General features: G+C 65.8%; 21 protein-coding genes. 12 read left to right on the top strand and 9 right to left on the bottom strand.

The genetic code is table 11. From position 1 onward, the window contains the following. Positions 1 to 38: 38 nt before the first annotated feature. Positions 39 to 1,058, bottom strand: coding sequence for a cyclopropane-fatty-acyl-phospholipid synthase family protein (locus I6F37_RS25335; RefSeq protein WP_225126374.1), 1,020 nt, complete (start codon positions 1,056 to 1,058; stop codon positions 39 to 41). A gap of 168 nt (positions 1,059 to 1,226) precedes the next feature. Between I6F37_RS25335 and I6F37_RS25330 the strand changes: the two genes are divergently transcribed. The 3 genes from I6F37_RS25330 (at position 1,227) to I6F37_RS25320 (ending at position 3,862) form a co-directional block, all read left to right on the top strand. Further along, the gene (locus I6F37_RS25330) at positions 1,227 to 2,240 is read left to right on the top strand and encodes a hypothetical protein (RefSeq protein WP_036021706.1); all 1,014 of its coding nucleotides are present in this window, start codon (positions 1,227 to 1,229) and stop codon (positions 2,238 to 2,240) included. Positions 2,241 to 2,387: 147 nt separating this feature from the next. Further along, on the top strand, positions 2,388 to 3,416 hold the full coding sequence (locus I6F37_RS25325) for a peptidoglycan -binding protein (RefSeq protein ID WP_036021776.1): 1,029 nt from the start codon (positions 2,388 to 2,390) through the stop codon (positions 3,414 to 3,416). Then, complete coding sequence (locus I6F37_RS25320) at positions 3,416 to 3,862, top strand: GNAT family N-acetyltransferase (protein WP_225153008.1); 447 nt, start codon at positions 3,416 to 3,418, stop codon at positions 3,860 to 3,862. The genes I6F37_RS25325 and I6F37_RS25320 overlap by 1 nt, the downstream gene beginning before the upstream one ends. A 31-nt stretch (positions 3,863 to 3,893) precedes the next feature. On the opposite strand, the gene I6F37_RS25315 is transcribed toward I6F37_RS25320, so the two are convergent. Next, positions 3,894 to 5,744 (bottom strand): ABC transporter ATP-binding protein/permease, encoded by a 1,851-nt coding sequence (locus I6F37_RS25315; protein WP_225153007.1) that lies wholly within the window; start codon positions 5,742 to 5,744, stop codon positions 3,894 to 3,896. A gap of 197 nt (positions 5,745 to 5,941) precedes the next feature. On the opposite strand from I6F37_RS25315, the gene rpmE reads away from it, so the two are divergent. Then, the gene (gene rpmE, locus I6F37_RS25310; RefSeq protein ID WP_027573780.1) at positions 5,942 to 6,169 is read left to right on the top strand and encodes a 50S ribosomal protein L31; all 228 of its coding nucleotides are present in this window, start codon (positions 5,942 to 5,944) and stop codon (positions 6,167 to 6,169) included. Positions 6,170 to 6,369: 200 nt separating this feature from the next. Here rpmE and I6F37_RS25305 read toward each other — a convergent pair whose 3' ends face one another. Then, positions 6,370 to 6,879, bottom strand: a complete 510-nt coding sequence (locus tag I6F37_RS25305; protein ID WP_035998279.1) for a DUF1465 family protein — start codon at positions 6,877 to 6,879, stop codon at positions 6,370 to 6,372. 602 nt (positions 6,880 to 7,481) lie between these two features. Continuing rightward, complete coding sequence (locus tag I6F37_RS25300) at positions 7,482 to 7,673, bottom strand: DUF1192 domain-containing protein (protein WP_225153005.1); 192 nt, start codon at positions 7,671 to 7,673, stop codon at positions 7,482 to 7,484. 118 nt (positions 7,674 to 7,791) lie between these two features. Between I6F37_RS25300 and I6F37_RS25295 the strand changes: the two genes are divergently transcribed. Both I6F37_RS25295 and I6F37_RS25290 read left to right on the top strand, forming a co-directional pair. Next, positions 7,792 to 8,790 carry an NAD(P)H-quinone oxidoreductase gene (locus I6F37_RS25295; RefSeq protein ID WP_035998275.1) on the top strand — a complete coding sequence of 333 codons (999 nt, stop codon included), beginning with the start codon at positions 7,792 to 7,794 and terminating at the stop codon, positions 8,788 to 8,790. 153 nt (positions 8,791 to 8,943) lie between these two features. After that, a complete protein-coding gene (locus tag I6F37_RS25290; RefSeq protein WP_035998272.1) occupies positions 8,944 to 11,820 on the top strand; it encodes an EAL domain-containing protein in 2,877 nt (958 codons plus the stop codon). A 159-nt stretch (positions 11,821 to 11,979) separates the two neighbouring features. Here the strand turns inward: I6F37_RS25290 and I6F37_RS25285 are convergent, their stop codons facing one another. After that, on the bottom strand, positions 11,980 to 12,243 hold the full coding sequence (locus I6F37_RS25285; protein WP_035998268.1) for a hypothetical protein: 264 nt from the start codon (positions 12,241 to 12,243) through the stop codon (positions 11,980 to 11,982). 143 nt (positions 12,244 to 12,386) lie between these two features. Between I6F37_RS25285 and I6F37_RS25280 the strand changes: the two genes are divergently transcribed. Continuing rightward, entirely contained in the window at positions 12,387 to 13,883 is a 1,497-nt protein-coding gene (locus tag I6F37_RS25280; protein WP_225126385.1) for a diguanylate cyclase, read from the top strand. 110 nt (positions 13,884 to 13,993) lie between these two features. On the opposite strand, the gene I6F37_RS25275 is transcribed toward I6F37_RS25280, so the two are convergent. After that, entirely contained in the window at positions 13,994 to 14,869 is an 876-nt protein-coding gene (locus I6F37_RS25275) for a UTP--glucose-1-phosphate uridylyltransferase (RefSeq protein ID WP_225126387.1), read from the bottom strand. A gap of 208 nt (positions 14,870 to 15,077) precedes the next feature. On the opposite strand from I6F37_RS25275, the gene I6F37_RS25270 reads away from it, so the two are divergent. Both I6F37_RS25270 and I6F37_RS25265 read left to right on the top strand, forming a co-directional pair. After that, positions 15,078 to 16,460, top strand: coding sequence for a lytic murein transglycosylase (locus I6F37_RS25270; RefSeq protein ID WP_225146509.1), 1,383 nt, complete (start codon positions 15,078 to 15,080; stop codon positions 16,458 to 16,460). Between the two features lie 170 nt (positions 16,461 to 16,630). Beyond that, entirely contained in the window at positions 16,631 to 18,340 is a 1,710-nt protein-coding gene (locus I6F37_RS25265) for a DUF459 domain-containing protein (protein WP_035998254.1), read from the top strand. Between the two features lie 163 nt (positions 18,341 to 18,503). Here the strand turns inward: I6F37_RS25265 and I6F37_RS25260 are convergent, their stop codons facing one another. Then, positions 18,504 to 18,878, bottom strand: a complete 375-nt coding sequence (locus I6F37_RS25260; RefSeq protein ID WP_035998251.1) for a CsbD family protein — start codon at positions 18,876 to 18,878, stop codon at positions 18,504 to 18,506. Positions 18,879 to 18,942: 64 nt separating this feature from the next. Continuing rightward, positions 18,943 to 19,680: an SDR family NAD(P)-dependent oxidoreductase gene (locus tag I6F37_RS25255; RefSeq protein ID WP_225126391.1), complete on the bottom strand. Its 738-nt coding sequence runs from the start codon at positions 19,678 to 19,680 to the stop codon at positions 18,943 to 18,945. Between the two features lie 100 nt (positions 19,681 to 19,780). On the opposite strand from I6F37_RS25255, the gene I6F37_RS25250 reads away from it, so the two are divergent. Both I6F37_RS25250 and I6F37_RS25245 read left to right on the top strand, forming a co-directional pair. Continuing rightward, positions 19,781 to 20,560 carry an SDR family NAD(P)-dependent oxidoreductase gene (locus I6F37_RS25250; RefSeq protein ID WP_074447693.1) on the top strand — a complete coding sequence of 260 codons (780 nt, stop codon included), beginning with the start codon at positions 19,781 to 19,783 and terminating at the stop codon, positions 20,558 to 20,560. 96 nt (positions 20,561 to 20,656) lie between these two features. Further along, positions 20,657 to 21,544, top strand: a complete 888-nt coding sequence (locus tag I6F37_RS25245) for a TauD/TfdA family dioxygenase (protein ID WP_035998242.1) — start codon at positions 20,657 to 20,659, stop codon at positions 21,542 to 21,544. Positions 21,545 to 21,696: 152 nt separating this feature from the next. Here the strand turns inward: I6F37_RS25245 and I6F37_RS25240 are convergent, their stop codons facing one another. Further along, positions 21,697 to 22,341 (bottom strand): YqgE/AlgH family protein, encoded by a 645-nt coding sequence (locus I6F37_RS25240; RefSeq protein ID WP_035998239.1) that lies wholly within the window; start codon positions 22,339 to 22,341, stop codon positions 21,697 to 21,699. 142 nt (positions 22,342 to 22,483) lie between these two features. Between I6F37_RS25240 and I6F37_RS25235 the strand changes: the two genes are divergently transcribed. Next, on the top strand, positions 22,484 to 23,323 hold the full coding sequence (locus I6F37_RS25235; RefSeq protein ID WP_035998237.1) for a protein-disulfide reductase DsbD domain-containing protein: 840 nt from the start codon (positions 22,484 to 22,486) through the stop codon (positions 23,321 to 23,323). Positions 23,324 to 23,408 lie beyond the last annotated feature (85 nt).

Raw genomic sequence — 23,408 nt, 5'->3', positions numbered from 1 at the left:
TAAGTTCCACCGGCGCGTGCTGCGGCGGAACACCGCAATTACTCGGCGGCCTTCATCCGGTAATGGCTGACGCCCCATTCTGTTCCGTCGGCGTAACCGAACAGGCCCGAGGTCGCGAGCAGGAACCAGCGCCAGCGACGCATCCAGAGAGCGGTCTCCTCGCCGTGGACCCCGTGCAAGGAGGCTTCGATGGCCTCGCGATGGGCATCGAAATTGGCCAGCCAGTCGTTGGCGGTGCGCTGGTAGTGCGTGCCGCTCCAGCACCATTCCTTCTCGATGGCAAAGATATCGTCGAACTGCCTGACGAGGTGATGGCTCGGCATCAGCCCGCCTGTGTAGACGTATTGCGCGATCCAGTCGTCGCGATCGGCCGGGTCAGGCAGATGCGAGCCGGACCGGTGGGTGACGACGTGCATGAAGAACCGTCCCTCCGGCGCGAGCCATGACCGCACGCGCGTCATCAGCTTGCGCCAGTTGCTCATCCGCTCGAACATCTCGACCGAGACGATGCGGTCGAACTGGCCATCGGGCGCGAACACGTTCATGTCGGCCGTGACCACGCGCAGATTCAGCAGCCCGCGCCGCCGCGCCTCCTCCTCGACGGAGGCGCGCTGCGCCTGCGAGGCCGCGACCGCCGTCACCGTCGCGTGCGGAAATTGCCGTGCCATCCACAGCGACAGCGAGCCCCAGCCACAGCCAAGCTCCAGAATGGCCTGGCCGTCGGCCAGGCCGGCATGCTCGACGGTCTGGCGCAGCGCCTCCTCCTCCGCCTCCCGCAAGGTGGTCGCGTCGGTCTTGTAGAAGCAGGAGGAGAATTTGCGTTTGGGGCCGAGCAAGTCGGCGAAGAAGGCCGCGGGCACCTCGTCATGCCCCGCTGCCGCGCCCTCGGCGATCGGCCGCAGCATCATCCGCCCGGCGAAGGCGGCATCGTCGCCGAGGCCCAGCCCGGACAGGCGCGTCGCCATGCGGGAGCACAGGCGCTGGATCGCGGCGCGGATCACCACGTCCGGCAGCGGCACACGCTCGGCAGTCCCGATGATCGCGGAAACGACGCTCATGCGCCCCCCGAATGGCGAACTTCTGCAGAGACCTGCTTATCAAAGCACCGCTTCCGGTCCGGGTTCCCCGAGCTGTCCCCGAAATCGGCGCATCCGGCGCTTTTTTTGGGCCGGCGCTGTGCCATAGTGCGCGCCGCAAGCAAGCTTTACGTAACGGATGATACCGGCATGCGGTCTGGCACTTCCCGATCCACCATGGACATCGAGTACACCAAACTGTCCTCGCCCAGCGTCTTCCTGGTGCGGATGCTGGTCTTCCTGGTGCTGTGCACGCTGGTGAGCGTGGTGCTCTACAAGCAGATCGTCCAGGCCTTCTTCGCCAATCCCGGGCTCAACGCCCTGATCGGGGGGGTGCTGTTCATCGGCATCATCCTGGCCTTCCGCCAGGTCATCCGGCTCTATCCCGAAGTCTCCTGGGTCAACAATTTCCGCGTCGCCGATCCCGGCCTGGCGCCGGCCCGCCACCCCAAGCTGCTGGCGCCGATGGCTGCGATCCTCGGCGGGGAGCGTTCAGGGCGGATGACCATCACCCAGACCACGATGCGGCACCTGCTCGATTCGATCGCGACCCGCCTGGACGAGGCCCGCGACATCTCCCGCTACATGACCGGCCTCTTGGTCTTCCTCGGCCTGCTCGGCACCTTCTGGGGCCTGATCGAGACGGTGGGCTCGGTGGGCAAGGTGATCGACGGGCTCAAGGTCGGGAGCGATTCCGGGGCGCTGTTCGACACGCTGAAGGAAGGCCTCGCCGCCCCGCTCGGCGGCATGGGCATCTCCTTCTCCAGCTCGCTGTTCGGCCTCGCCGGCTCGCTGATCCTCGGCTTCCTCGATCTGCAATCGAGCCAGGCGCAGAACCGCTTCTACACCGATCTCGAAGACTGGCTCGCCACCACAGTGCGCGAGTATGGCAACGGCGAGGCGCCTGTCGCGACCGGCGGCGGCGTCGCCAGCGGCGAGCTTCAGGCCGCGGTCGAACGGCTGCGGTCCGTGCTCGAGGAAGGCAGCGCCGGCCGCGGCACCACCGCGGCGATGGCGAGCCTTGCCGAAGCCATCCAGGCGCTGGTCTCGCACATGCGCACCGAGCAGCAGATGATCCGCGAATGGGCCGACGGCCAGGGCGAGCAGAACCGCGAGATCCGCCGCCTGCTGGAGCGGATCGCGCGCCAGCCCGAGAAGAGTTGAGACGGTGTTGTGCCCCGGACGCGACGCAGCATGAAATGATGCATCGCTGAGCCGGGGCCCAGCGTCAGGGACAAGATGGGTCCCGGCTCTGCGCAGCAGCGTTGCACGCTGCACCGCGTCCGGGACACAAGAGTGGAGACGGATGACATGGCCCTTGCCCGCGCCCGCCGCAGCGAAGGCGGTCTCAACTACTGGCCCGGCTTCGTCGACGCGCTGTCGACGCTGGTGCTGTCGATCGTGTTCCTGCTGTCGGTATTCCTCGTGGTGCAGTTCTTCCTGTCGCAGGAGGTCACCGGCAAGGACAAGGCGCTGGAGCAGCTCAACGCCAAGATCGCCCAGCTCAACGAGCTGTTGTCGCTGGAGAAGCTCGGCAAGCTCACCCTCGACGACCAGGTCTCGTCGCTGAAAGCCGGGCTCGCCTCGGCTGAGTCCGAGCGCGACCGCATCAAGGGTCTCTATGACGGCTTGGCGGCCGCCGGCAATGATGCGCAAGGCAAGACCGCCGAGCTCGGCAAGGCATTGGACTCGGAGAAGGCGGTTTCGGCGCGGGCGCTGGCGCAGATCGAGGTGCTGAACCAGCAGATCAGCGCGCTGCGCCGGCAATTGGCGGCGCTGGAGGAGGCGCTCGATGCCTCCGAGAAGCGCGACAAGGAATCGCAGAACCGCATCGCCGACCTGGGCTCTCGCCTCAACGTCGCCCTGGCGCAGCGCGTGCAGGAATTGTCGCGCTACCGCTCGGAATTCTTCGGCCGCCTGCGCGCCATCCTCGGCAACCGCCCCGACATCCGCATCGTCGGCGACCGCTTCGTGTTTCAGTCCGAAGTGTTCTTCGACACGGGACAAGCGGTCCTGCTGCCCGAGGGCCGCGCCGAGCTCGACACCTTGGCAGCGGCGCTGATCGAGCTCGACAAGAAGATCCCGAGCGACATCCCCTGGGTGCTGCGCGTCGACGGCCATACCGACGTGCGGCCGGTGAGCGGCGCGAACTTCAGGTCGAACTGGGACCTGTCCGCGGCGCGCTCGATCTCAGTGGTGCAATATCTGGTCTCGCTCGGCGTGCCCGCCCAGCGCCTCGTCGCGGCCGGCTTCGGCGAATTCCAGCCGCTCGATACCGGCAACACCGAGGAGGCCTACAAGCGCAATCGCCGCATCGAGCTGAAGCTGACGGAGCGGTAGTGAGCGCGCTCCACCTCCGCCTTTACCGACCCGAAGACGAAGCCGTCGCGATCGATCTCTGGCATCGCACCTGGCAGCAGGCCTATCCGCAGATCGACTTCGCGGCACGGCTCGAATGGTGGCGCGAGCGCTGGCTGAGGGATCTGGTGCCGAAGGCCCAGATCGTGGTGGCGGAGCAGGACGGCGCGCTGGTCGGTTTCGTCACCGTCGACGGCGAAGGCTATCTCGACCAGCTCGTCGTCGATCCCGCGCATTGGGGCTCCGACGCGGCAAGGCTGCTGGTGGACGAGGCCAAGCGGCTGTCGCCCTCGGGCGTCACGCTGCTCGTCAACAAGGACAATGCCCGCGCGATCCGCTTCTACGAGCGTAGCGGCTTCGCCCATGCGGGCGACGACGTGAACCCGACCTCGGGGCGGCCGGTGTTGAAGATGGTGTGGAAGGCGTGAGGTCCCCGGTACTTTCCGCCGTGTGAGGCGTCTACGCGCCCTCGAACTGCAGCCGCGCCAGCCGCGCATAGAGCCCGTTCGCCGCGACGAGCTCGGCATGCGTGCCCTGCTCGACGATCCGGCCCTGGTCCATCACCAGGATGCGGTCGCAGGAGAGCACGGTGGCGAGGCGGTGGGCGATGACGAGCGTGGTGCGGTGGCGCATCAGCTCTTCCAGCGCGGTCTGCACCAGCGTCTCGCTTTCGGCGTCGAGCGCGGAGGTGGCTTCGTCCAGCAGCAACAGCGGCGCGTCGCGCAGGATGGCGCGCGCGATCGCGATGCGCTGGCGCTGGCCGCCGGAGAGCGTCACGCCGCGCTCGCCGAGCGCAGTCTCGAAACCTTCGGGCAGGCGGCGGATGAATTCGGCGGCATGGGCGAGCTCGGCGGCGCGCTCGACCTCGGCATCGGTCGCATCGGGCCGGCCGAAGCGGATGTTCTCGCGGGCGCTCGCGGCGAACACCACGGATTCCTGCGGCACCAATGCGATGCGCGCGCGGAAATCGCCGGGGTCGGCGGACTTGACCGGCACGCCGTCGAGCGAGATCGTCCCGCTGCGCGGATCGTAGAAGCGCAACAGCAGATGAAAGATGGTGCTCTTGCCGGCCCCGGAGGGACCGACGATCGCGACCTTCTCGCCGGGGCGCACGGTGAACGACACCGCGTCGAGCACCTTGACGTCGGACCGCGCCGGATAGGCGAAGCTGACCCGATCGAAGCCGACCTCGCCGCGCGCCGGCACCGGCAGCGCAAGCGGCGTCGCAGGCGCGGTGATCTCGGGCTTGACGTGGAGGATCTCGAACAGGCGCTCGGCCGCGCCCGACGCCGCCGAGACCTCGCCCCAGACCTCGCTGAGCTGGCCGAGCCCCGCTGCGGCGAACACGGCGTAGAGAACGAACTGGCCGAGCCGGCCCGGCGTGATCGCGCCGGTGAGCACGTCATGCGAGCCGATCCAGAGGATGGCGACCACGCTTGCGAACACGATGAAGATGATGATCGCCGTGAGCACGGCGCGGGCCTGGGTCGAGGTGCGCGCGGCTTCATAGGCCTGCTCGACCTCGCCGCCGAAACGCTTCTCGGCAAATTGCTCGCTGGTACAGGCCTGCACGGTGCGGATCGCACCGACCAATTCGCCGGCATAGGCGGAGGCGTCGGCGAGCGTGTCCTGCGCATTGCGCGACAGGCGCCGCACCCAGCGCCCGAACGCCACCAGCGGCAGCACGATCAAAGGGATGGCCAGCAGCACGAAGCCCGACAGCTTCGGGCTCGTGATCACCATCATCGCCGTCGCGCCGAGGAACATCATCAGGTTGCGCAGCGCGATCGAGACGGAGGCACCGACCGCCGATTTCAGCTGGGTGGTGTCGGCAGTGAGGCGCGAGATCAATTCGCCGCTGCGGGCGGAATCGAAGAAGGCGGGAGAGAGCGACAGCAGATGGGCGAAGACGTCGCGCCGGAGATCGGCGACGATGCGTTCGCCGATGCTCATCACGAGGTAGTAGCGCGCGGCACTGGCGATCGCGAGCACGGCGACGACCGCGAGCATCACCGAGAAGTAGCTGTTGATCAGCTCGATGCCCTCGGGCGTCAGGCCGAAATCGATCATCCGGCGCACCGCAACCGGCACCAGCAGCGTGGTCAGCGCGGCGATCGTGAGCGCGACGAAGGCCAGCGCCGCGCGACCGCGATAGCGGATCACATACGGCGCGAGCGCGAGCAGCGGCCGCAGCTTGGCGCGGCCCTTGGCCGGCGCTTCGATCAGCTCGGCCTCGATCGAGGGATTGTCCGCGGCGTTCATTGCGGGCCGTTCGACATCGTGGTCATCCAGCCGTTCCACTGCGCTCATGAGATCCGACCCGTTGCATTGATCTGCTCCCAATAGGCCGGTGCAGGAGTAGTGGCAAATCCGGGAAGTCCCTTAGGGGCAAACCCGGTCCAGCGCGCGGGCATGGCTTGTTTTGCGGGGTTTCGTGAGGTATAGAGCCGCCCAAATCCGTCATTCGCGAGCCACCCAAGAAGGCGCCGGAGCGCCGAGGAATTGCCATGAAAGCCGAAATTCACCCGAATTATCATACGATTAAGGTCGTCATGACCGACGGAACCGAGTACCTGACCCGCTCGACCTGGGGCAAGGAAGGCGACACGCTGAACCTCGACATCGACCCGAAGTCGCACCCGGCCTGGACCGGCGGCTCCGCCCAGATCATGGACCGCGGCGGCCGCGTCTCGCGCTTCCAGAAGAAGTTTTCGGGCTTTCTCAAGAAGGATTGAGCCGGCCACAAGGCTGGAGATGAAAACGCTCCCGAGGAGACCGGGGGCGTTTTTTGTTTCTAGCCGTCATTCCGGGGCGCGACGAAGTCGCGAGCTACGATGCGCAATTGCGCATCTGAGAATCCATAACCTCGATCGGGAGTATGGATTCCGGGCCCGCGCCAAGAGGCGCGTCCCGGAATTACGATTGTTGATAGACCCTACCGCTCGAACGCGGCCTTCAGCGCGTTGAGGTGCGGCACCAGCGGGTTGCCGATCGTGGCCTGCTCGGCCGGCGGGGTGTGGATCGTGCTGTCGAGGCGGCGGACGCGGGTCTGCAGGCTCATCGAGCGATGGATCAGGTCCTGAAGCTGCGCGGGCAGCTTCTCGATGGTGTCGGCGGGACCGGGATCGGCGGCGGTAAGCTTGACCTTGGTCTTCTCGCGATTGGCCTGGCTTAGCGTCATCTCGCCTTCCTTGACCGCGCGGTGCAGCAGCAGCCAGGAGGCGAGCTGCATCAGGCGCGTCGTGAGGCGCATGCTCTCGGTCGCATAGGTGAGGCTGACGGCGCGGTCGAGCGCCTTGGCCTCAACGCGGCCGGCGCCGTCGAGATAGGCGGCGGTCTCCTCGACGAGGTCCATGCCCTCACGGAACAAATTGCCGAACGCCGCAGAATTGGTGAATCGCTCACTGAGCTGAACGAGCGCGCCGTCGGCCTGCAAACGTTCCATGGTTAACGCCTCTTACGCAACTGTTTGACTGCCCGGCTTTGCCGCCGGCTTATGATGAACAAATCATTGCGCGGGCGGGACGCGGAGTCCAGTGACAAGCGCGGATATGGTTTCCGCGGGTCAATCCTTTCGAATGCAACCGGGATGAGAGGTGCAAACCGGGCAGTGAACGCAAAAAAGAGCCGCCGGAGACCGGCGGCTTTGAAAGTTGATAACAGGGAGGCGTCAAACAGAGTGGACAGGAGCCACTCGGTGTCCAAACGAGGACAGTTCCAGTCATAAACCCGAAAGCTTAATCTGAAGTAAACGAGCTAATTTTTTCAGAGTTCATTAGTCATGTGAGCCAGTGGCCGAGTGTGCTGCGGGAACAGACTCTCCGTCGTCATTCCGCGGCGCGACGAAGTCGCGAGCTACGATGCGCAATTGCGCATCTGAGAATCCATAACCACGAGCGGATGGAACGGCCCGGCTCTCTTGGCGCGCCCTTTTGCAAGAGCCTGGATTATGGATTCCGGGCTCGGCGCTGACGCGCCGCCCCGGAATGACGAGGCGGGGAAAGTTCGGCCCACGCGTCCGGGACGACAGTCGTTGTGCGGCGACCACTACCACTTGAAAATACTGTTCGCCGCATCGCGCGAGGCGCGTTTCTTGGCGGTGGCTTCTTCCAGTCTTGCGATCTCGGTCTTGAGCAGCGCCACGCGCTCGGTCAGTTCCTCCACTGACAAAAGTGAGAGGTCCTGCCCAATTTCATGGCTGATCTTTTTGCGCGGGCGATCGTCCTCTTCTAGCGGCATCGTCGTTGCTCCTCTCGTCCGCGGACCGGACCACACGGCCTAAGGCGGTTGCCAGCCTGCACCGCGCTGGCTAAGCAAGGGCCTCGTTTCCTCCCGCACTTTTGCTCAAGGACACATCATGGACAAGCTGCCCGCGCAAATGACCGTGGTCGCCATCTCCAAGCCCGGCGGGCCGGAGGTGCTGGTGCCGGAGCAACGCAGTGTTCCGCAGCCCGGCCCCGACGAGATCCTGGTCAAGGTCGAAGCTGCCGGCGTCAACCGGCCCGACGTGGCGCAGCGCTCCGGCGCCTATCCGCCGCCGCCCGGCGCCAGCGACCTGCCCGGCCTCGAGATATCAGGCGAAGTCGTCGCGGTCGGCAGCAACGCCAAGCGGCACAAGGTCGGCGACAAGGTGATGTCGCTGGTCGCCGGCGGCGGCTATGCGCAGTACTGCATCGCCCAGGACGCCCAGGCGATGAAAGTGCCGCCGGCGCTGTCGATGAAGGAAGCCGGCGCGCTGCCGGAAACACTGATGACGGTCTGGCACAATGTGTTCGAACGCGGCGGCCTCAAGGCCGGCGAGACGCTGCTGATCCATGGCGGCTCGTCCGGCATCGGCACCATGGCCATTCAGCTTGCCAAAGCCTTCGGTGCGAAAGTGTTCGTCACCGTGGGATCGCAGGACAAGATCGACGCCTGCCTCAAACTGGGGGCCGACCGCGCCATCAACTACAAGACCGAAGACTTCGTCGCCGTGGTGAAGGCGGAGACCAACAACGTTGGCATCAACCTGATCCTCGACATGGTCGCCGGCGACTATGTCGACCGCAACTATGATGCCGCCGCGGTCGACGGCCGCATCGTCCAGATCGCGACCCTCAACGGCCCCAAGGTCAGCGTCAACATCGCCAAGGTGATGGTCAAGCGCCTGACCCATACCGGCTCGACCTTGCGCCCCCGTAGTAATGCGGACAAGGCGGCGATGGTGGCCGCGATCGAGCAGAAAGTGATGCCGCTTTTGCGCGAAGGCCGCGTCAAGCCGGTGATGGACAGCACTTTCCCGCTGGAAAAGGCGGCAGACGCCCACCGGCGCATGGAAACGAGCGCACATATTGGCAAAATTGTGTTGGAGGCCTAGGCCGCTGGCCCACAGGGCAAGCCGGAAACCCTTTGATTTTCCTCGCTTTCGTGGCATCTATCGCGACGCACCGAACCGCATCGGTCCGGTCTGAAATCGCCTTTTAGATTTGCCTTGCACTGACGAGTTTGCGTCGAACGCGGAGAACTGACCTTGCGTCTGATCAGGTGCCTCGCGCCCATCGCGCTGGGCCTCATGATTCTTGTCGCCGCGTATCCTGCGCGCGCGCTCGACGCCGTCAGCGTCCGCAGCGACGCGCCCGCGATCGACCTCACCGGCGTGCTCGAGCATCAGCGCAGCGATGCCGATCGTATCCAGGTCTCCACCGCACCCGGCACCGACGGCATCGTCCGCCGCATCGAGGTGCGCGCCCGCGAGGGCGGACAGAACTGGGTGGTGTTCGCGCTCGCCAACAACACCGACGACCAGCTCGACCGCCTGATCGTCGCTCCGCATTACCGGATCGTCTCCTCGGGATTGCTGTGGCCCGACCTCGGCCTGTCGCGCATCGCGACCATCACGCCCTCGATCGGCGACCGGCCGGAACGGCAGGAAAGCGCCACCGCGGACGTGTTCCGCATCACGCTCGACCCCGGCGCCGTCGTCACCTTCGTCGCGGAACTGCGCACCGACAAGCTGCCGCAGCTCTATCTGTGGGAGCCGGAAGCCTACAAGGACAAGGTCAACTCCTTCACGCTGTACCAGGGCATCGTGATCGGCATCTCCGGCTTGCTTGCCTTGGTGCTGACCATCCTGTTCGTGGTGAAGGGCAGCATCATGTTCCCGGCCGCGGCGGCGCTGGCCTGGGCGGTGCTGGTCTATATCGGCGTCGATTTCGGCTTCTGGGGCAAGGTGCTCGACATGTCGAACAACGCCGAGCGCATCTGGCGCGCGGCGGGCGAAGCGATCCTGGCGGCGACACTCCTGGTGTTCCTGTTCGCCTATCTCAATCTCAGCCGCTGGCACGTGCGCTATTCGCACATCACCGTCGGCTGGCTCGCGTTCCTCGGCTCGCTGGTGGCGCTCGCGCTGTTCGACCCGGCGGTGGCCTCCGGCATCGCCCGCATCTCGCTGGTGCTGATCGCCTTCGCCGGCTTCGCGCTGATCGTCTATCTCTCCACCCACGGCTTCGACCGCGCCGTGCTCTTGATCCCGACCTGGTTCCTCCTCGTGGTCTGGGTGGTCGCGGCCGGCATGACGGTGGCGGGCTCGGTCACCAACGACATCGTCGGCCCTGCTTTGCTCGGCGGCCTCGTGCTGATCGTGATGCTGATCGGCTTCACGGTGATGCAGCACGCCTTTGCCGGCGGCGGCGCCAGCACCGGCGTCGTCTCCGACATCGAGCGGCGCGCTTTGGCACTGGCCGGCTCCGGCGACCTGATTTGGGACTGGGACGTCTCCGCCGACAAGGTGTTCACCAGTCCCGAGACCGAAGCCCTGCTCGGGCTGAAGCGCGGGACGCTGGAAGGCCCGGCCGCCTCCTGGTTAGAAGTACTGCATCCGCTCGACCAGGACCGTTTCCGCGCCGCGCTCGACAGCGTGCTCGACCAGCGCCGCGGCCGCCTGGTGCAGGATTTCCGTCTGCGCACGCCGGACGGCCACTTCATGTGGTTCGCGCTCAAGGCGCGCCCGGTGGTCGGCTCGGACGGCGAGGTCTCGCGCGTGGTCGGCACGCTCACTGACGTCACCGAGCTGCGCAACGCCGAGGAGCGCCTGCTGCACGATTCCGTGCATGACAATCTCACCGGCCTGCCCAACCGGAAACTGTTCATGGACCGGCTGGGCGCGGTCGCGCATTTCGCCAAGACCATGCCGACGCTGCGGCCGACGCTGATGGTGATCGACCTCGACCGCTTCAAGCAGGTCAACGATTCCGTCGGCATCGCGGTCGGCGATTCCATCCTGCTCACGCTGGCGCGCCGCCTCACCCGCATCCTGAAGCCGCAGGACACGCTGGCGCGGATGGCCGGCGACCAATTCGGCCTGATCCTGCTGTCGGAGCAGGACCCGGCCCGCATCACCGCTTTCGCCGAGACCATCCGCAAGACCATCCGCGCGCCGATCGCCTTCAACGACCGCGAGATCTTCCTCACCGCGTCGATCGGCCTCGCGCTGTCCGATCCGCAAACCCAGCTCACGGACGAGATCATCAAGGACGCCGAGCTGGCGATGTATCACTCCAAGCGGATCGGCGGCGACCGCATCGACGTCTACAAGCCGGCGATGCGGGCGCGCAAGACCGACCGCCTGACGCTGGAGAGCGAGTTGCGCCGCGCCATCGAGCGCCAAGAGATCACGATCCTGTACCAGCCGATCGTGCGGCTGGAGGATCGCTCCATCGCCGGTTTCGAGGCCCTGGCGCGCTGGGACCACCCGAAGCTCGGACGCATGGCGCCCTCCGAGTTCATCACCATCGCCGAGGAGACCGGGTTGATCGTCGACCTCGGCATGTTCGTGCTCGACCAGACCGCCAAGCAGCTTTCGGTGTGGCAGCGGGCGATGCGCTCGCGCGAGCCGATCTTCGCTTCCGTCAACGTCTCCTCGCGGCAGCTGCTGCGCCACGATTTGATCCACGATGTCCGTACCGTGCTGTCGCGCTCCTCGGTGGCGCGCGGCACGCTCAAGCTCGAGCTGACGGAATCGCTGGTGATGGAGAATCCGGAGCACGCAGCCCAGATGTTGACCCGGATCCGCGAGCTCGGCACCGGGCTGTCGCTCGACGATTTCGGCACAGGCCACTCCTCGCTGGCCTATCTGCAGCGCTTCCCGTTCGACACTATCAAGATCGACCAGTCGTTCGTACGCACCACCAGCCGCGGCACCCGCCCCGTGATCCTGAAGTCGATCATCGCGCTCGCGCATGACCTCGGCATGGACGTCGTCGCCGAAGGCGCCGAGACCGATTCGGACGCCGTCGAGCTCTACCAGATGGGCTGCGAATACGCGCAAGGTTTTGCCTTCGGCGAGCCGATGGACGCGGACGCGGCGATGCGTCTGCTCACGGAAGTGCGGCTGGAAGCTGCGAGTTGATCTTCCCCTCTCCCCTTGCGGGAGAGGGTCCGCTCGCAAGCGAGCGGGGGTGAGGGGTATCTCTCCCCACGTCCAAATCCATCTGAATGCGCGGAGACATACCCCTCATCCGGCGCTTCGCGCCACCTTCTCCCGCAAGGGGAGAAGGGAAGTCACGCACTAGCGCCGCCGCTCACCCTTCTGCTTCCTGAACCGGACGCTCTGGCCGTCCGGCATGCGTGTCGCCACGAAGCCGGCGGCGAGGCAGGCTTCGCGTTGCGGCATCTGGATGTCGGGGCTGCGAAGGCTGTCCCACCATGAGGCACGCTGGGCCGCGCGCGGCAGCGCCGCGCCGATGATCTCCTCGATCTGCTCAAAGCTCAGCACGAGCTCCTCCTGCTTCTGCCGCAGCAGATAATCGCGCAACGCGTCGTAGTCGTTCACACTCGTCCTCTCGTCCGGGGCGAAGTCAGGCTGCTCAAAACCGTCAGCCGCATAAACCGATTCTTAACTCATTGCGGCAGCGCCGTCGCGGCTTAAACACTACGCAAGCTTTCGGGCGCATCCACTATGGACAGGAGCGAAAAATGTTCTCTGGATGGCGCGACGTTGCGGCCCGCCGGCCGTGGCGGATTTCGGCGAAGCTGCTGATCATCTCGTCCGTGGTGACGGTGATCGGTTTTTCCGCCATTTGCGTCAACGTCATGCTCGACATGCGCCGCGGCGAGGAGGCACTCGCCCGCCAGACGCTGGAGAACCTCGCGACCACGATCGAGTCCGACGTCAGCCGCAACGTCGAGATCTACGATTTGTCGCTGAAGGCGGTGGCCAGCAACATGCTGCTGCCCGAGCTGGCGACGGTCTCAAAGACGATCCGTCACCTGATCCTGTTCGACCACGCAACCACCGCCAAACATTTCGGCGCCATCCAGGTGTTCGACGCCGAGGGCCGGCTGACCATCGATGCGTCCACGCTCGATCCCCTGCCCGAGGACCGCAGCGAGGAGGACTACTTCAAGGTCCACCGGGATAATCCCGGCACGGAGCTGTTCATCAGCCGTCCCATGCTGTTTCGCGGCGCCTACTCGATCGTGTTGAGCCGGCGCATCAGTGACGCTGACGGCGGCTTCATGGGCGTGGTCGCCGGCTCGATCCGCTTCAGCTATTTCCACGAGCTGTTCGATCGGCTCAACCTCGACCCTGAGGACACCATCACCGTGCTCAAGCGCGACCGCACCATCATCATGCGGCGACCGTTCGATCTCGACATCATCGGCACGAACCTGAACGACCGTCAGAACTGGAAGGCCGACAATCTCAGGGTCGGCGCCGCCTATTCGGGACAGGGCCCGGTCGATGCGACCCCGCGGCTCTATGTCCGCAGCAAGAACAATGGTCCGCTGTTCGTGGTCGCCGGCAAGCCTTTGGCCGCGGTGTTCGCACTCTGGCAAAGGGAGGCGCTCCGCATCGGCACCGTGGTGCTGGCGCTCATCCTGTTCGTGCTGGGATCGACCCTCGTGCTCGCGCGCGAGATCGGCCGGCGCGCCGAGGCCGAGCGCAAGCTCGAGGAGTTGGCGACGACCGACGCGCTCACGGGCTTGAAAAACCGCCGCAAATTCGATTCCGTCATCGACGTCGAATGGCGGCGCGCCATGCGCCAGAAGGCGCCGATCGCGCTGCTCATGATCGATACCGATCACTTCAAGGCCTACAACGACACGTTCGGCCATCAGGCCGGCGATCAGGTGCTGGTCGGCATCGCCATCTGCATTTCCGATTCGGTGAGCCGCGCCGGCGATTGCGCGGCGCGCTATGGCGGCGAGGAATTCGCCGTGCTGCTGCCGAACACCTCGGCCACTGAGGCCCACAAGGTGGCGGAGATGATCCGCCTCAAGGTGCAGGGCTGGTCCGACGATCAGGCGATGTCGACGGTGTCCTGCGGCATCGCGAGCCTCGTCCCCGCCGCCGGCATGGACTGGCCGCTACTGGTTGCCGCCGCCGACAAGGCGCTCTACGCCGCCAAGGCCGGCGGGCGCAACCAGTCGGTGGTGGCGAGCCTGCCGCAGCTGTCGCTGGTGGCGTGAGGCGGTCTCTCGCTCTCGTCATTGCGAGGAGCTCTTGCGACGAAGCAATCCAGACTTCCTCAGCGGAAGGATTCTGGATTGCTTCGCTTCGCTCGCGATGACGGCGGGAGCTACTGCCCCAGATACTTCTTCATCTCCGCGACCAGGCCGTCGCGCAATTCCGGCCGCTTCAAGCCATAGGCGATGTTGGCGCGCAGGAAGCCGGGCTTGGAGCCGCAATCATGGCGCTCGCCCTCGAACTCGACGCCGTAGAATTTCTGCGTCTTGGCAAGCCCGATCATGGCGTCGGTGAGCTGGATCTCGCCGCCGGCGCCGCGCTCCTGGGTCTCCAGGATCTTGAAGATCTCGGGCTGCAGGATGTAGCGGCCGGTGATCGAAAGGTTGGAGGGCGCGGTGCCCTTGGCCGGCTTCTCGACCATGCCGTCGACCTCGAACATCTTGCCGTTGCGCTTGCCGACGCCGCAAATGCCGTATTGATGGGTCAGGTGATCGGGCACCGCTTCGACCGCGATCAGGTTGGATTTCTCGCCGAGCGAGGACGCTATCTCGATCATCTGCTTCAGGCAGCCGGGCGTGTTGAGCACGAGCTCGTCCGGCAGCACGACGGCGAACGGCTCGTTGCCGACGATGTCGCGCGCGCACCAGACCGCGTGGCCGAGGCCGAGCGGCGCCTGCTGGCGGGTGAAGCTGACCGCGCCGGCTTCGGGCTGGTTCTGCGCCAGGATATCCTGCTCGGCTTTCTTGCCGCGCGCGGCCAGCGTCGCGTCGAGCTCGAACATCCGGTCGAAATGATCCTCGATGACAGCCTTGTTGCGGCCGGTGACGAAGACAAAGTGCTCGATGCCGGCTTCCTTCGCCTCGTCATAGACGTATTGGATCAGCGGCTTGTCGACGATGGTCAGCATTTCCTTCGGCATCGCCTTGGTGGCAGGCAGGACGCGGGTGCCGAGGCCGGCGACGGGGAATACGGCTTTGCGAATCTTCATGGGATCGATCGAATACCTTGGGGCACATGGGACGGGAGCAATGGCATCCTTGCTAGCCTGTTTGCAGCCGCCAACAAAGGCGGATGTGGGGCCTCGCCCCGACGGAGTTAAGAAAAAGGCCGCCACCAAAATTTCACCTTTGTTAAGCTATTGGCAACGCTAACCAGGCCTCCTGTGGCGGGTTTTTCAGGCCGACGGGTGGAACATGATGCAATCAATGGCGGGACTGGCGACACGGGCTGGCGGCGCGGTCGTTGCGGCCGCTTTGCTGCTGCCGGCCGGCGCACACGCCCAGGCGCAGAACGGCCTGTCCAACCTGTTCGGCGGCATCTTCTCGGGATCGAACCCGGCACCGGCGCAACCCACACCTGGCCCGAGCGGCGCGCCGACGGGTCCATTGCCGTGGAGCGGCGAGGACGGCGCCTCCGGCCATCCCTTGATGACGGCCGCCGCGATCCGCGAGGCTGCCGGCAATTTCAACAATTGCGTCGCTGCGATGTGGCCCGATGCCGCACGACGCGGCGTCACGCAGGAGAACTTTCAGCGCTTCACCGCCGGGCTCTCACCCGACCTGCGCATCATGGACCTCATGGATTCGCAGCCGGAATTCACCAAGTCGATCTGGGCCTATCTCGACATCCTGGTGAACGACAACCGCCTCGCCAAGGGCCGCGAGGTCCTCGCCAAATACAAGACGCAGTTCGACGCCACCGAAAAGGCCACCGGTGTCGACCGCTACATCATCGCCTCGATCTGGGGCATCGAGTCCAATTACTCGACGCAGATCGGCGATCGCAGCGTGCTGCAATCGACCGCGACGCTCGCCTGCATCGGCCGCCGCCAAGCCTATTTCAAGGACGAATTCCTCTCCGCGCTGGAGATCCTCAACCGCGGCGATTTGCGTCCGGAGCAGCTGCGCGGCTCCTGGGCCGGCGCCTTCGGCCCGACCCAGTTCATGCCGACCGCGTTCAAGCGCTTCGCGGTGGACGGCGACGGCGACGGCCGGCGCGACGTCGTCGACAATCCGACCGACCTGATCGCGTCGACCGCCAACAATCTGAAGAAGGACGGCTGGCAGCCAGGCCAGACCTGGGGCTACGAGGTCGTGGTACCGCAAGGCTTCAACTACATGTTGGCCGACCGCGCCAAGGCGATGCCGATCGCGCAATGGGAGAAGCTCGGGCTCAAGCGTCCGAACAACCAGGCCTTCCCGCATCCTGCGGACAAGGCTTACCTCCTGGCACCCGCCGGCGCGCAGGGACCGGGCTTTTTGATGCTGCAGAATTACCGCGTCATCATGAAGTACAACCCGGCGGAAGCCTATGCGCTGGCGATCGGCCATTTCGCCGACCGCCTGCGCGGGGGACAGCCTTTCGTGCAGCCCTGGCCGCGGCAGGAGCGCGAGCTGTCCCGCACCGAACGGCTGGAGCTGCAGCAGCTGCTGGCTCAGCGCGGCTACTACAAGGGCACCCCGGACGGCCAATTCGGCGGCATGACCAGGGAGGCCCTGCGCAACTTCCAGGCCTCGATCGGGGTCCCCGCCGACGGTTTTGCCTCCTCCGACGTGCTGGACCGGCTGCGCGGGCGGTAAAATCGCGCTCGAAGTAACCTTGAAGGGGGATTTTGGCTGATAGCCTTGACCGGGACTGGTGTTCCCCGGTCTATGGACAAGAATCTGCGATGGAATTTGCCCGTTTGGCGCCTGATTCCGTTATTATATTGAGCTAACTCCGATCCCCCATTGCGCGTGCCCGAGATCGCATGTCGAAGAAGTCCCTGTTCAAGGCGCTGACCGAGACCGGCCCGTTGATCGCGCTGGGGACGGCGCTTGCGATCCTGGTGTCGGTGGCGGCACCCGCTTCGGCGCAGTTCTTCAACTTCCCTGGCTTCGGCGGTCCGCCGCAGCGTTCGGCCCCACCACCGCCACCACGGGGCGGCGGAGGTGGCGGATGGTTCGGCGGCGACTTCTTCGCACCCTTCCAGCCGCCGCCGCAGGCGCCGCGCCAGGATTTTTCACGCGCGCCGGCACCGGCCAAGCGCGACACGATTCCTGAGAAGAACGTGCTGGTGATCGGCGATGCCATGGCCGACTGGCTCGCCTATGGCCTCGAAGACGCCTACGCCGAGCAGCCCGACATGGGCGTGATCCGCAAGCACAAGACCACGTCCGGCCTGATCAGGTACCAGCCCAAGGGCGAGCCCGCGGACTGGGCCGCGGCGGCCAAGGGCATTCTCGAGACCGAAAAGCCCGACGTGATCGTCGTCATGCTCGGCCTCAACGACCGCGTCGCGATCCGCGAGCCGGCCGCCGACAAACCCGACAAGCCGGCCGCGGAGAAGGACAAAGATAAGAAGAACGACAAGGGTGCGCGCGCAAAGCCGCAAGGCAAGCCCAGCGACGCCAAGCCCGGCGACAGCGCCGCCAAGCCGGACGATAAGCCTGCCGACGCCGACCTGCCGCAGGACGACGCCGACAATGCCGACACGCCGGCAGCCGCGCCGGAAAAGACCGCGCGCAATCCGAACGGCCTCTACGAATTCCGTGACGAGCGCTGGGTCGAGCTCTACGGCAAGAAGATCGAGGAGCTCGCGGCCGTCCTCAAAACCAAGGGCGTGCCGGTGCTCTGGGTCGGCCTGCCCGCGGTCCGCGGACCGAAGGGCACCGCGGACACGCTGTTCCTGGATTCGCTGTACCGTGAGGGCGCGGCCAAGGCCGGCATCACCTATGTCGACGTATGGGACGGCTTCGTCGACGAAGCCGGCCGCTTCCTGCAGAAGGGCCCGGACTTCGAAGGCCAGATCCGCCAGCTCCGCAGCTCCGACGGCATCTATTTCACCAAGGCCGGCGCGCGCAAGCTCGCGCATTATGTCGAGCGCGAGATCACGCGTCTGCTTGCCGGACGCTCCGGCCCGATCGCGCTGCCGAGCGAGCCCGCGACGCCCGACACCAGCGCCGAGCCGGGCAAGCCCGCGCCGCGGCCGTTGGCCGGACCGATCGTGCCGCTGGTTGCAGCCTCGATCTCGACCGATCAATTGCTGGGCGGACCGGGCACGCGTCCCGCCGCCGTCGATGCGCTCGCCGCCAAGACCATGGTAAAGGGTGAACCGCTGGCAGCCCCGGCCGGCCGCGCCGACGATTATGCCTGGCCGCGCCGGGAAGTCGGCCGCGAGCAGGCCAAGGGCGATACGCCGGTGGCGGCAACGACGCCGGACGGCGGGGCGGCTCAGGGCGCACCGGGCGCCGCCGCCGCGATCGCACCGCCAAAGCTCGCGCCGAAGAAGCCGCAGGTCGCCCCGCAACTGCCGGCCCAGGCAACGCCCACATTCCGTGATTTCTTCGGCTTCGGCTCGCCACAGCCCCCGCCGCCGCGCCAAATGGCGCCGCCGCCCGGGCCGCGCAATCCGAATCCCAATCCTGGGATCCCGCGTCCGCCGGCTAACGTCGGCCGTTCCGCCGAGATGTTCCGGTAAGGTAAGATCTCGTGTCCCGGACGCAACGCTGCACCTTCTGGTGATGCGGCGCAGAGTCGGGACCCAATTCGTGCGGCATTCAGAAAAGATGGCCCCGGCTCAGCGATGCAGCGTCTCACGCTGCATCGCTGAGCCGGGGCACGCGTGACAGGCGTTTCGGCAACTAGCCGTAATAGCGCCAGCGTGACGGCGGGCGGCGGGCGGGACGCGACATCAGCAGCGCCAGCGCGAAGCCGATGCCGCCGGCAACCAGCAGCGCGCCGAGCGGATTGTCCTGCACCTTCTGCGCAATGGCCTTCGAGCCGTCGCGGAAAGTCTCACCACTGTTCTCGTAGGCGTCCTTGGCATAGCCCGCGGCGGTGTCCGTGGCGTCGCGCACGGCATCCTTGGCCTGGCCGTAGAGATTCTGCACCGTGCCCGCGGCTTCCCGCGCCTTGCCCGACGCCTGCGTCTTGGCATCGCCTGCCATGTCTCCGATCGCGCCTTCCGCGCGTCCGGCATATTCCTTCGCCGATCCAACAATCCGATCCGTGTCCATGATGATCCTCCTCGGTGGTCAGCCGAAGTAACCGATCAGACGCAGCGCGGTTCCTTAGGCTCTCCTATAGAATCAGGCCGCCATCGACGACCAGCGTCTGGCCGATGATGTAGGACGACAGCGGCGAGGCCAGGAACAGCGCTGCGCCCGCCATGTCGGCCGGCGTACCCAATCGCCGCAGCGGGATGCGTGCGAGCGCGCCTTCGAGCCGCTTCGGATTGTCGGTCGTCACCTTCGTCATCTTGGTGTCGACGAGCCCTGGCGCGATGCCGTTGACGCGGATGCCGTCCTCGGCCCAGGCCTCGCCCAGCGTCCGCGTCAATCCGACCGCACCGGTCTTCGAGGCGTTGTAGGCGGGATTGCCCATGGTGGAATGATAGGCCGCGGTCGAGGACACGATGATCAGCGCGCCCTTCGCGTCCCGCAACATGGAATGAAAGCGCGTCGCGCAGGCCATCAGGCTCATCAGATTGACCTCGACGACCTTGCGGAAGCCCGCCATCTCGAATTCGCCGCGGCGGTAGATCACCGCGCCCTGCGCGAGCACCAGGATGTCGAGACGGTCGAACGGCGGCCTGAATGCTTCGATGGCATTGGGATTGCTGACGTCGAGCTGCGCGTAAGCAAGACCTTCGAGATCGGAGCCTTCGTCGGCTGAATATTCCGTTGCGTGAGCACGCGTGCCGCAGACGGCAACAGCTGCGCCCTTTGCGCGAAAGGTCTGCGCGATGCCGTTGCCGATGCCGCTGGAACCGCCGACCACCAGCACCTGCTTGCCTGAGAAATCGAGCTCGTTTGCCATTGTCGGCCTCCCCTTTTGTTTTCTGCTTGTTTGACCTGTCTGCGGATCGATGCCAGCCTTGTCAATCACAACAAGAACCAGCTCGGCGCGAGGGAACAGCATGTCCGACGTCAGGGAGCTCAGCCGGTCCGTGAAGGGGCTCACCGTGCTCGTCACTGGCGCAGCCAGCGGCATGGGGCGCGCCACAGCGCGCGTGTTCGGAAACGAAGGTGCGAACGTCGCCGTCACCGATTTCGACGAGCAAGGCGCGCAGGACGTCGCCAGGGAGATTGCGGCAAGCGGAGGCGCGGCAAGGGCGTGGAAGCTCGACGTCGCCGACGGCGGCGAAATCAAACGTGTGGTCGGCGATGTCGCCGCGCATTTCGGCGCCCTCGACATCGTCGTCAACAATGCCGGCATCTCCGTGCGCGTCGCGATCGACGATGAGGGCTACGAGGACGCCTGGGCGAAGGGCATCGCCGTGATGCTGACGGCGCACCCACGCATCATCCGCGCCGCGCTGCCGCACTTGCGCAAGTCGAAGAGTCCCCGCATCGTCAACATCGCCTCGACCGAGGCGCTCGGCGCCACCGCATTGCACAGCCCGTATTCGGCCGCGAAGGGCGGCGTCGTGAGCCTCACCCGCTCGCTGGCGGTGGAGCTCGGCCGCGAGGGCATCACCGTCAACTGCATCTGCCCCGGACCGATCCGCACAAAAATCACCGACCGCATCCCGGAGGAGCACAAGACCATCTACGCCAAACGCCGCACCGCACTCGGCCGCTACGGCGACCCTGAAGAGGTCGCGCATATGACGCTGAGCCTGTGCCTTCCGGCGGCGTCCTTCCTCACCGGCGCGGTGATCCCGGTCGATGGCGGGCTGATGGCGCGGAACGCGTGAGAGCCATGCGCGCGGCGCGTTGACATCGCCGGATGCGGGAGTCATTTTTTCCACAAACAGAGCGGGGAAACCGCTCGTAGATGCGGGAGGAACGCAATGACCATCGCCATCCGGCAGCTTCAGAAACATTTCGTCGGCGAGGTGTCCGGCCTCGACTTGCGCAAGCCGCTCACGCCGGATCAGGCGCGCGAGATCGAGGCCGCGATGGACAAGTACGCGGTGCTCGTCTTCCACGACCAGGACATCACCGACGAGCAGCAGATGGCATTCGCGCTGAATTTTGGCCAGCGCGAGGAGGCGCGCGGCGGCAACATCACCAAGGCGGATGAACACCGCCTCACCTCAGGCCTGAACGACGTCTCCAACCTCGGTAAGGACGGCAAGCCGCTGCCCAAGGACAGCCGCGCCAATCTGTTCAACCTCGGCAATTGCCTGTGGCACTCGGACAGCTCGTTCCGTCCGATCCCCGCAAAATTCTCGCTGCTATCGGCGCGCGTGGTGAACCCGAAGGGCGGCAACACCGAGTTCGCCGACATGCGCGCGGCCTATGACGCGCTCGACGACGAGACCAAGGCGGAGATCGAGGATCTCGTCTGCGAGCATTCGCTGATGTATTCGCGGGGATCGCTCGGCTTCACCGAATACACCGACGAAGAGAAGGAGATGTTCAAGCCGGTGCTGCAACGGCTGGTGCGCACGCACCCCGTGCATCGCCGCAAGTCGCTGTATCTGTCATCGCATGCCGGCAAGGTCGTCGGCATGAGCATGCCCGAGGGGCGGCTATTGCTGCGCGATCTGACCGAGCACGCCACGCAACCCGAGTTCGTCTACGTGCACAAATGGAAGCTGCATGACCTCGTGATGTGGGACAACCGCCAGACCATGCACCGCGTCCGCCGCTACGACCAGTCCCAGCCCCGCGACATGCGCCGCGCGACGGTGGCAGGGACGGAGCCGACGGTGCAGCAGCAGGCGGCGGAGTAGGCCGGGTCGGAGTAGCCACAAATTCGGTCGTCGTCCCGGACAAGCGGAGCGCTGGGCAACGCGTAGCGTTGTCCGGCGCGAAGCGCCGATCCGGGACGACAGCGGAGAATAACTGAGGGCAGTGGAGAGTGTGGCAATAGCGGCCGATAACGCTACGCGTGCCCGGCCTCGTTCGAGAGCATACCGGGGTCGATGCCGATCTTCTGCAAAGCGCGATTGTACTTGTCCTCGACGTCGTCGCCGAAAATCAGATCCGCGTCCGCGTCGCAATGCAGCCAGCCGTTGCTCTGGATCTCCGTCTCGAGCTGGCCCGGCGCCCAGCCGGCATAGCCGAGCGCGAGGATGGCGTGCTTGGGGCCGGAGCCGTTGGCGATGGCGCGCAGAATGTCGACCGTCGCGGTCAGGCAGACGCCGTCATCGATCCGCAGCGTGGCGTTCTCGATGTAGAAGTCGCTGGAATGCAGCACGAAGCCGCGCCCGGTGTCGACCGGCCCGCCCCGCAGCACCTTCATACTTTCGGCATTCTCCGGCAGCTTGATGTGCTCGCCCTTCTTGATGATGCCGAGCTGCTGCAAGAGCTCGGGGAAATCGATGCTGCCGGCGGGGTGGTTCACGATGATGCCCATCGCCCCCTCCGCCGAATGGGCGCAAAGATAGATCACCGAGCGCTCGAAGCGGGAATCGCCCATCACGGGCATTGCGATCAGGAGCCGGCCGTCGAGATAGCCGCCGGAACTGGGCAGCGCGGCGCCCGAGCTGCGGGTGCTTTCGCCCGTCCTCTTGCCTGTGGGAGCCATCGCTCGAGCACTCCGGTTTCAATTCCTATCCTGATGTCGGGCCGGGCGGCTGTCAAATCAAGGCTTGCGGCGAGTTGATTCGAGTGCATCCATCACAAGCAATTCAATGGTTTGGCCCTAGGTGACCCTGTAAAGACGTGCCATGTCCAGCATTGTTCCCCTGCGTGCGGCGATTGGCGTCGCGACAACCCTGCTCGCGTCGTCGTTGGCTATCGCGGCCCGTGCCGATGACGCATCGCCTTGGCAGCGCGATGGACATTCCGCGGTGCGGCTCCTGGCGGGCTCGCGCAGCGGCGCGGTGCTGCTCGGCGGTATCGCCTTCCAGCTGCAGCCCGGCTGGAAGACCTACTGGCGGTCGCCCGGCGATTCCGGCGTTCCACCCCGGTTCGACTTCTCCAAGTCCGACAATGTCGAGGCGGTGACGGTGATGTGGCCGGCGCCGCTGAAGTTCGACGACGGCGCGGGCGGCCATTCCATCGGCTATCGCGACCAGGTCGTGCTGCCCCTGCGCATCGTCGCCAAGGCTGCAGACAAGCCGGTGACCTTGAGAGCCGAGATCAACTACGCGGTGTGCGAGAAGCTCTGCATTCCCGTAGAGGCCAGCGCCGAGCTCGGCTTCAACAGCGTCGCCTCGACCGAGGACGCGAACTTGCGTGCCGCGCTCGACACCGTGCCGAAGCCCGCCAATATCGGCGACCCCAATCCGCTCACCATTCGCGACGTCAAGCGGGACGGGCCCAAGAACGTAGTGGTCGATGTGGTGGCGCCGGACAGCCGCAAGGTCAATCTGTTCGTGGAAGGCCCGACGCCCGATTGGGCGCTGCCGATTCCGGCGCCGGTGCAGCCCAGCCCGCCCGGGGTCGTGCGCTTCTCGTTCGAGCTCGACGGGCTGCCGCCGGGCGCCAAGCCCGAGGGCGCGGCGCTGAAGTTCACGCTGGTCGGGCCGGAGAAGGCGTACGAGTTCAACACGAATTTGAACTAGCGTCCGCCCAACCGAATCTTAACGAATGGTTGCTAATCCCTCGCCTGCCGCTGCAGGTCGCTGGGGATTGTTCGAATTGGCCGTG

The sequence above is a fragment of the Bradyrhizobium sp. NBAIM08 genome, assembly GCF_020193935.1.
GTDB classification, from domain to species: Bacteria; Pseudomonadota; Alphaproteobacteria; order Rhizobiales; family Xanthobacteraceae; genus Bradyrhizobium; species Bradyrhizobium yuanmingense.
This window is presented reverse-complemented; position numbering and strand designations above follow the sequence as displayed.

Bases quoted from the DNA above. Each gene is read 5' to 3' on its own strand.
- I6F37_RS25335 (WP_225126374.1), bottom strand. From the start codon at position 1,058: ATGAGCGTCGTTTCCGCGATCATCGGGACTGCCGAGCGTGTGCCGCTG.
- I6F37_RS25330 (WP_036021706.1), top strand. From the start codon at position 1,227: ATGCGGTCTGGCACTTCCCGATCCACCATGGACATCGAGTACACCAAA.
- I6F37_RS25325 (WP_036021776.1), top strand. From the start codon at position 2,388: ATGGCCCTTGCCCGCGCCCGCCGCAGCGAAGGCGGTCTCAACTACTGG.
- I6F37_RS25315 (WP_225153007.1), bottom strand. From the start codon at position 5,744: ATGAGCGCAGTGGAACGGCTGGATGACCACGATGTCGAACGGCCCGCA.
- rpmE (WP_027573780.1), top strand. From the start codon at position 5,942: ATGAAAGCCGAAATTCACCCGAATTATCATACGATTAAGGTCGTCATG.
- I6F37_RS25305 (WP_035998279.1), bottom strand. From the start codon at position 6,879: ATGGAACGTTTGCAGGCCGACGGCGCGCTCGTTCAGCTCAGTGAGCGA.
- I6F37_RS25300 (WP_225153005.1), bottom strand. From the start codon at position 7,673: ATGCCGCTAGAAGAGGACGATCGCCCGCGCAAAAAGATCAGCCATGAA.
- I6F37_RS25295 (WP_035998275.1), top strand. From the start codon at position 7,792: ATGGACAAGCTGCCCGCGCAAATGACCGTGGTCGCCATCTCCAAGCCC.
- I6F37_RS25280 (WP_225126385.1), top strand. From the start codon at position 12,387: ATGTTCTCTGGATGGCGCGACGTTGCGGCCCGCCGGCCGTGGCGGATT.
- I6F37_RS25275 (WP_225126387.1), bottom strand. From the start codon at position 14,869: ATGAAGATTCGCAAAGCCGTATTCCCCGTCGCCGGCCTCGGCACCCGC.
- I6F37_RS25270 (WP_225146509.1), top strand. From the start codon at position 15,078: ATGCAATCAATGGCGGGACTGGCGACACGGGCTGGCGGCGCGGTCGTT.
- I6F37_RS25265 (WP_035998254.1), top strand. From the start codon at position 16,631: ATGTCGAAGAAGTCCCTGTTCAAGGCGCTGACCGAGACCGGCCCGTTG.
- I6F37_RS25260 (WP_035998251.1), bottom strand. From the start codon at position 18,878: ATGGACACGGATCGGATTGTTGGATCGGCGAAGGAATATGCCGGACGC.
- I6F37_RS25255 (WP_225126391.1), bottom strand. From the start codon at position 19,680: ATGGCAAACGAGCTCGATTTCTCAGGCAAGCAGGTGCTGGTGGTCGGC.
- I6F37_RS25250 (WP_074447693.1), top strand. From the start codon at position 19,781: ATGTCCGACGTCAGGGAGCTCAGCCGGTCCGTGAAGGGGCTCACCGTG.
- I6F37_RS25245 (WP_035998242.1), top strand. From the start codon at position 20,657: ATGACCATCGCCATCCGGCAGCTTCAGAAACATTTCGTCGGCGAGGTG.
- I6F37_RS25240 (WP_035998239.1), bottom strand. From the start codon at position 22,341: ATGGCTCCCACAGGCAAGAGGACGGGCGAAAGCACCCGCAGCTCGGGC.
- I6F37_RS25235 (WP_035998237.1), top strand. From the start codon at position 22,484: ATGTCCAGCATTGTTCCCCTGCGTGCGGCGATTGGCGTCGCGACAACC.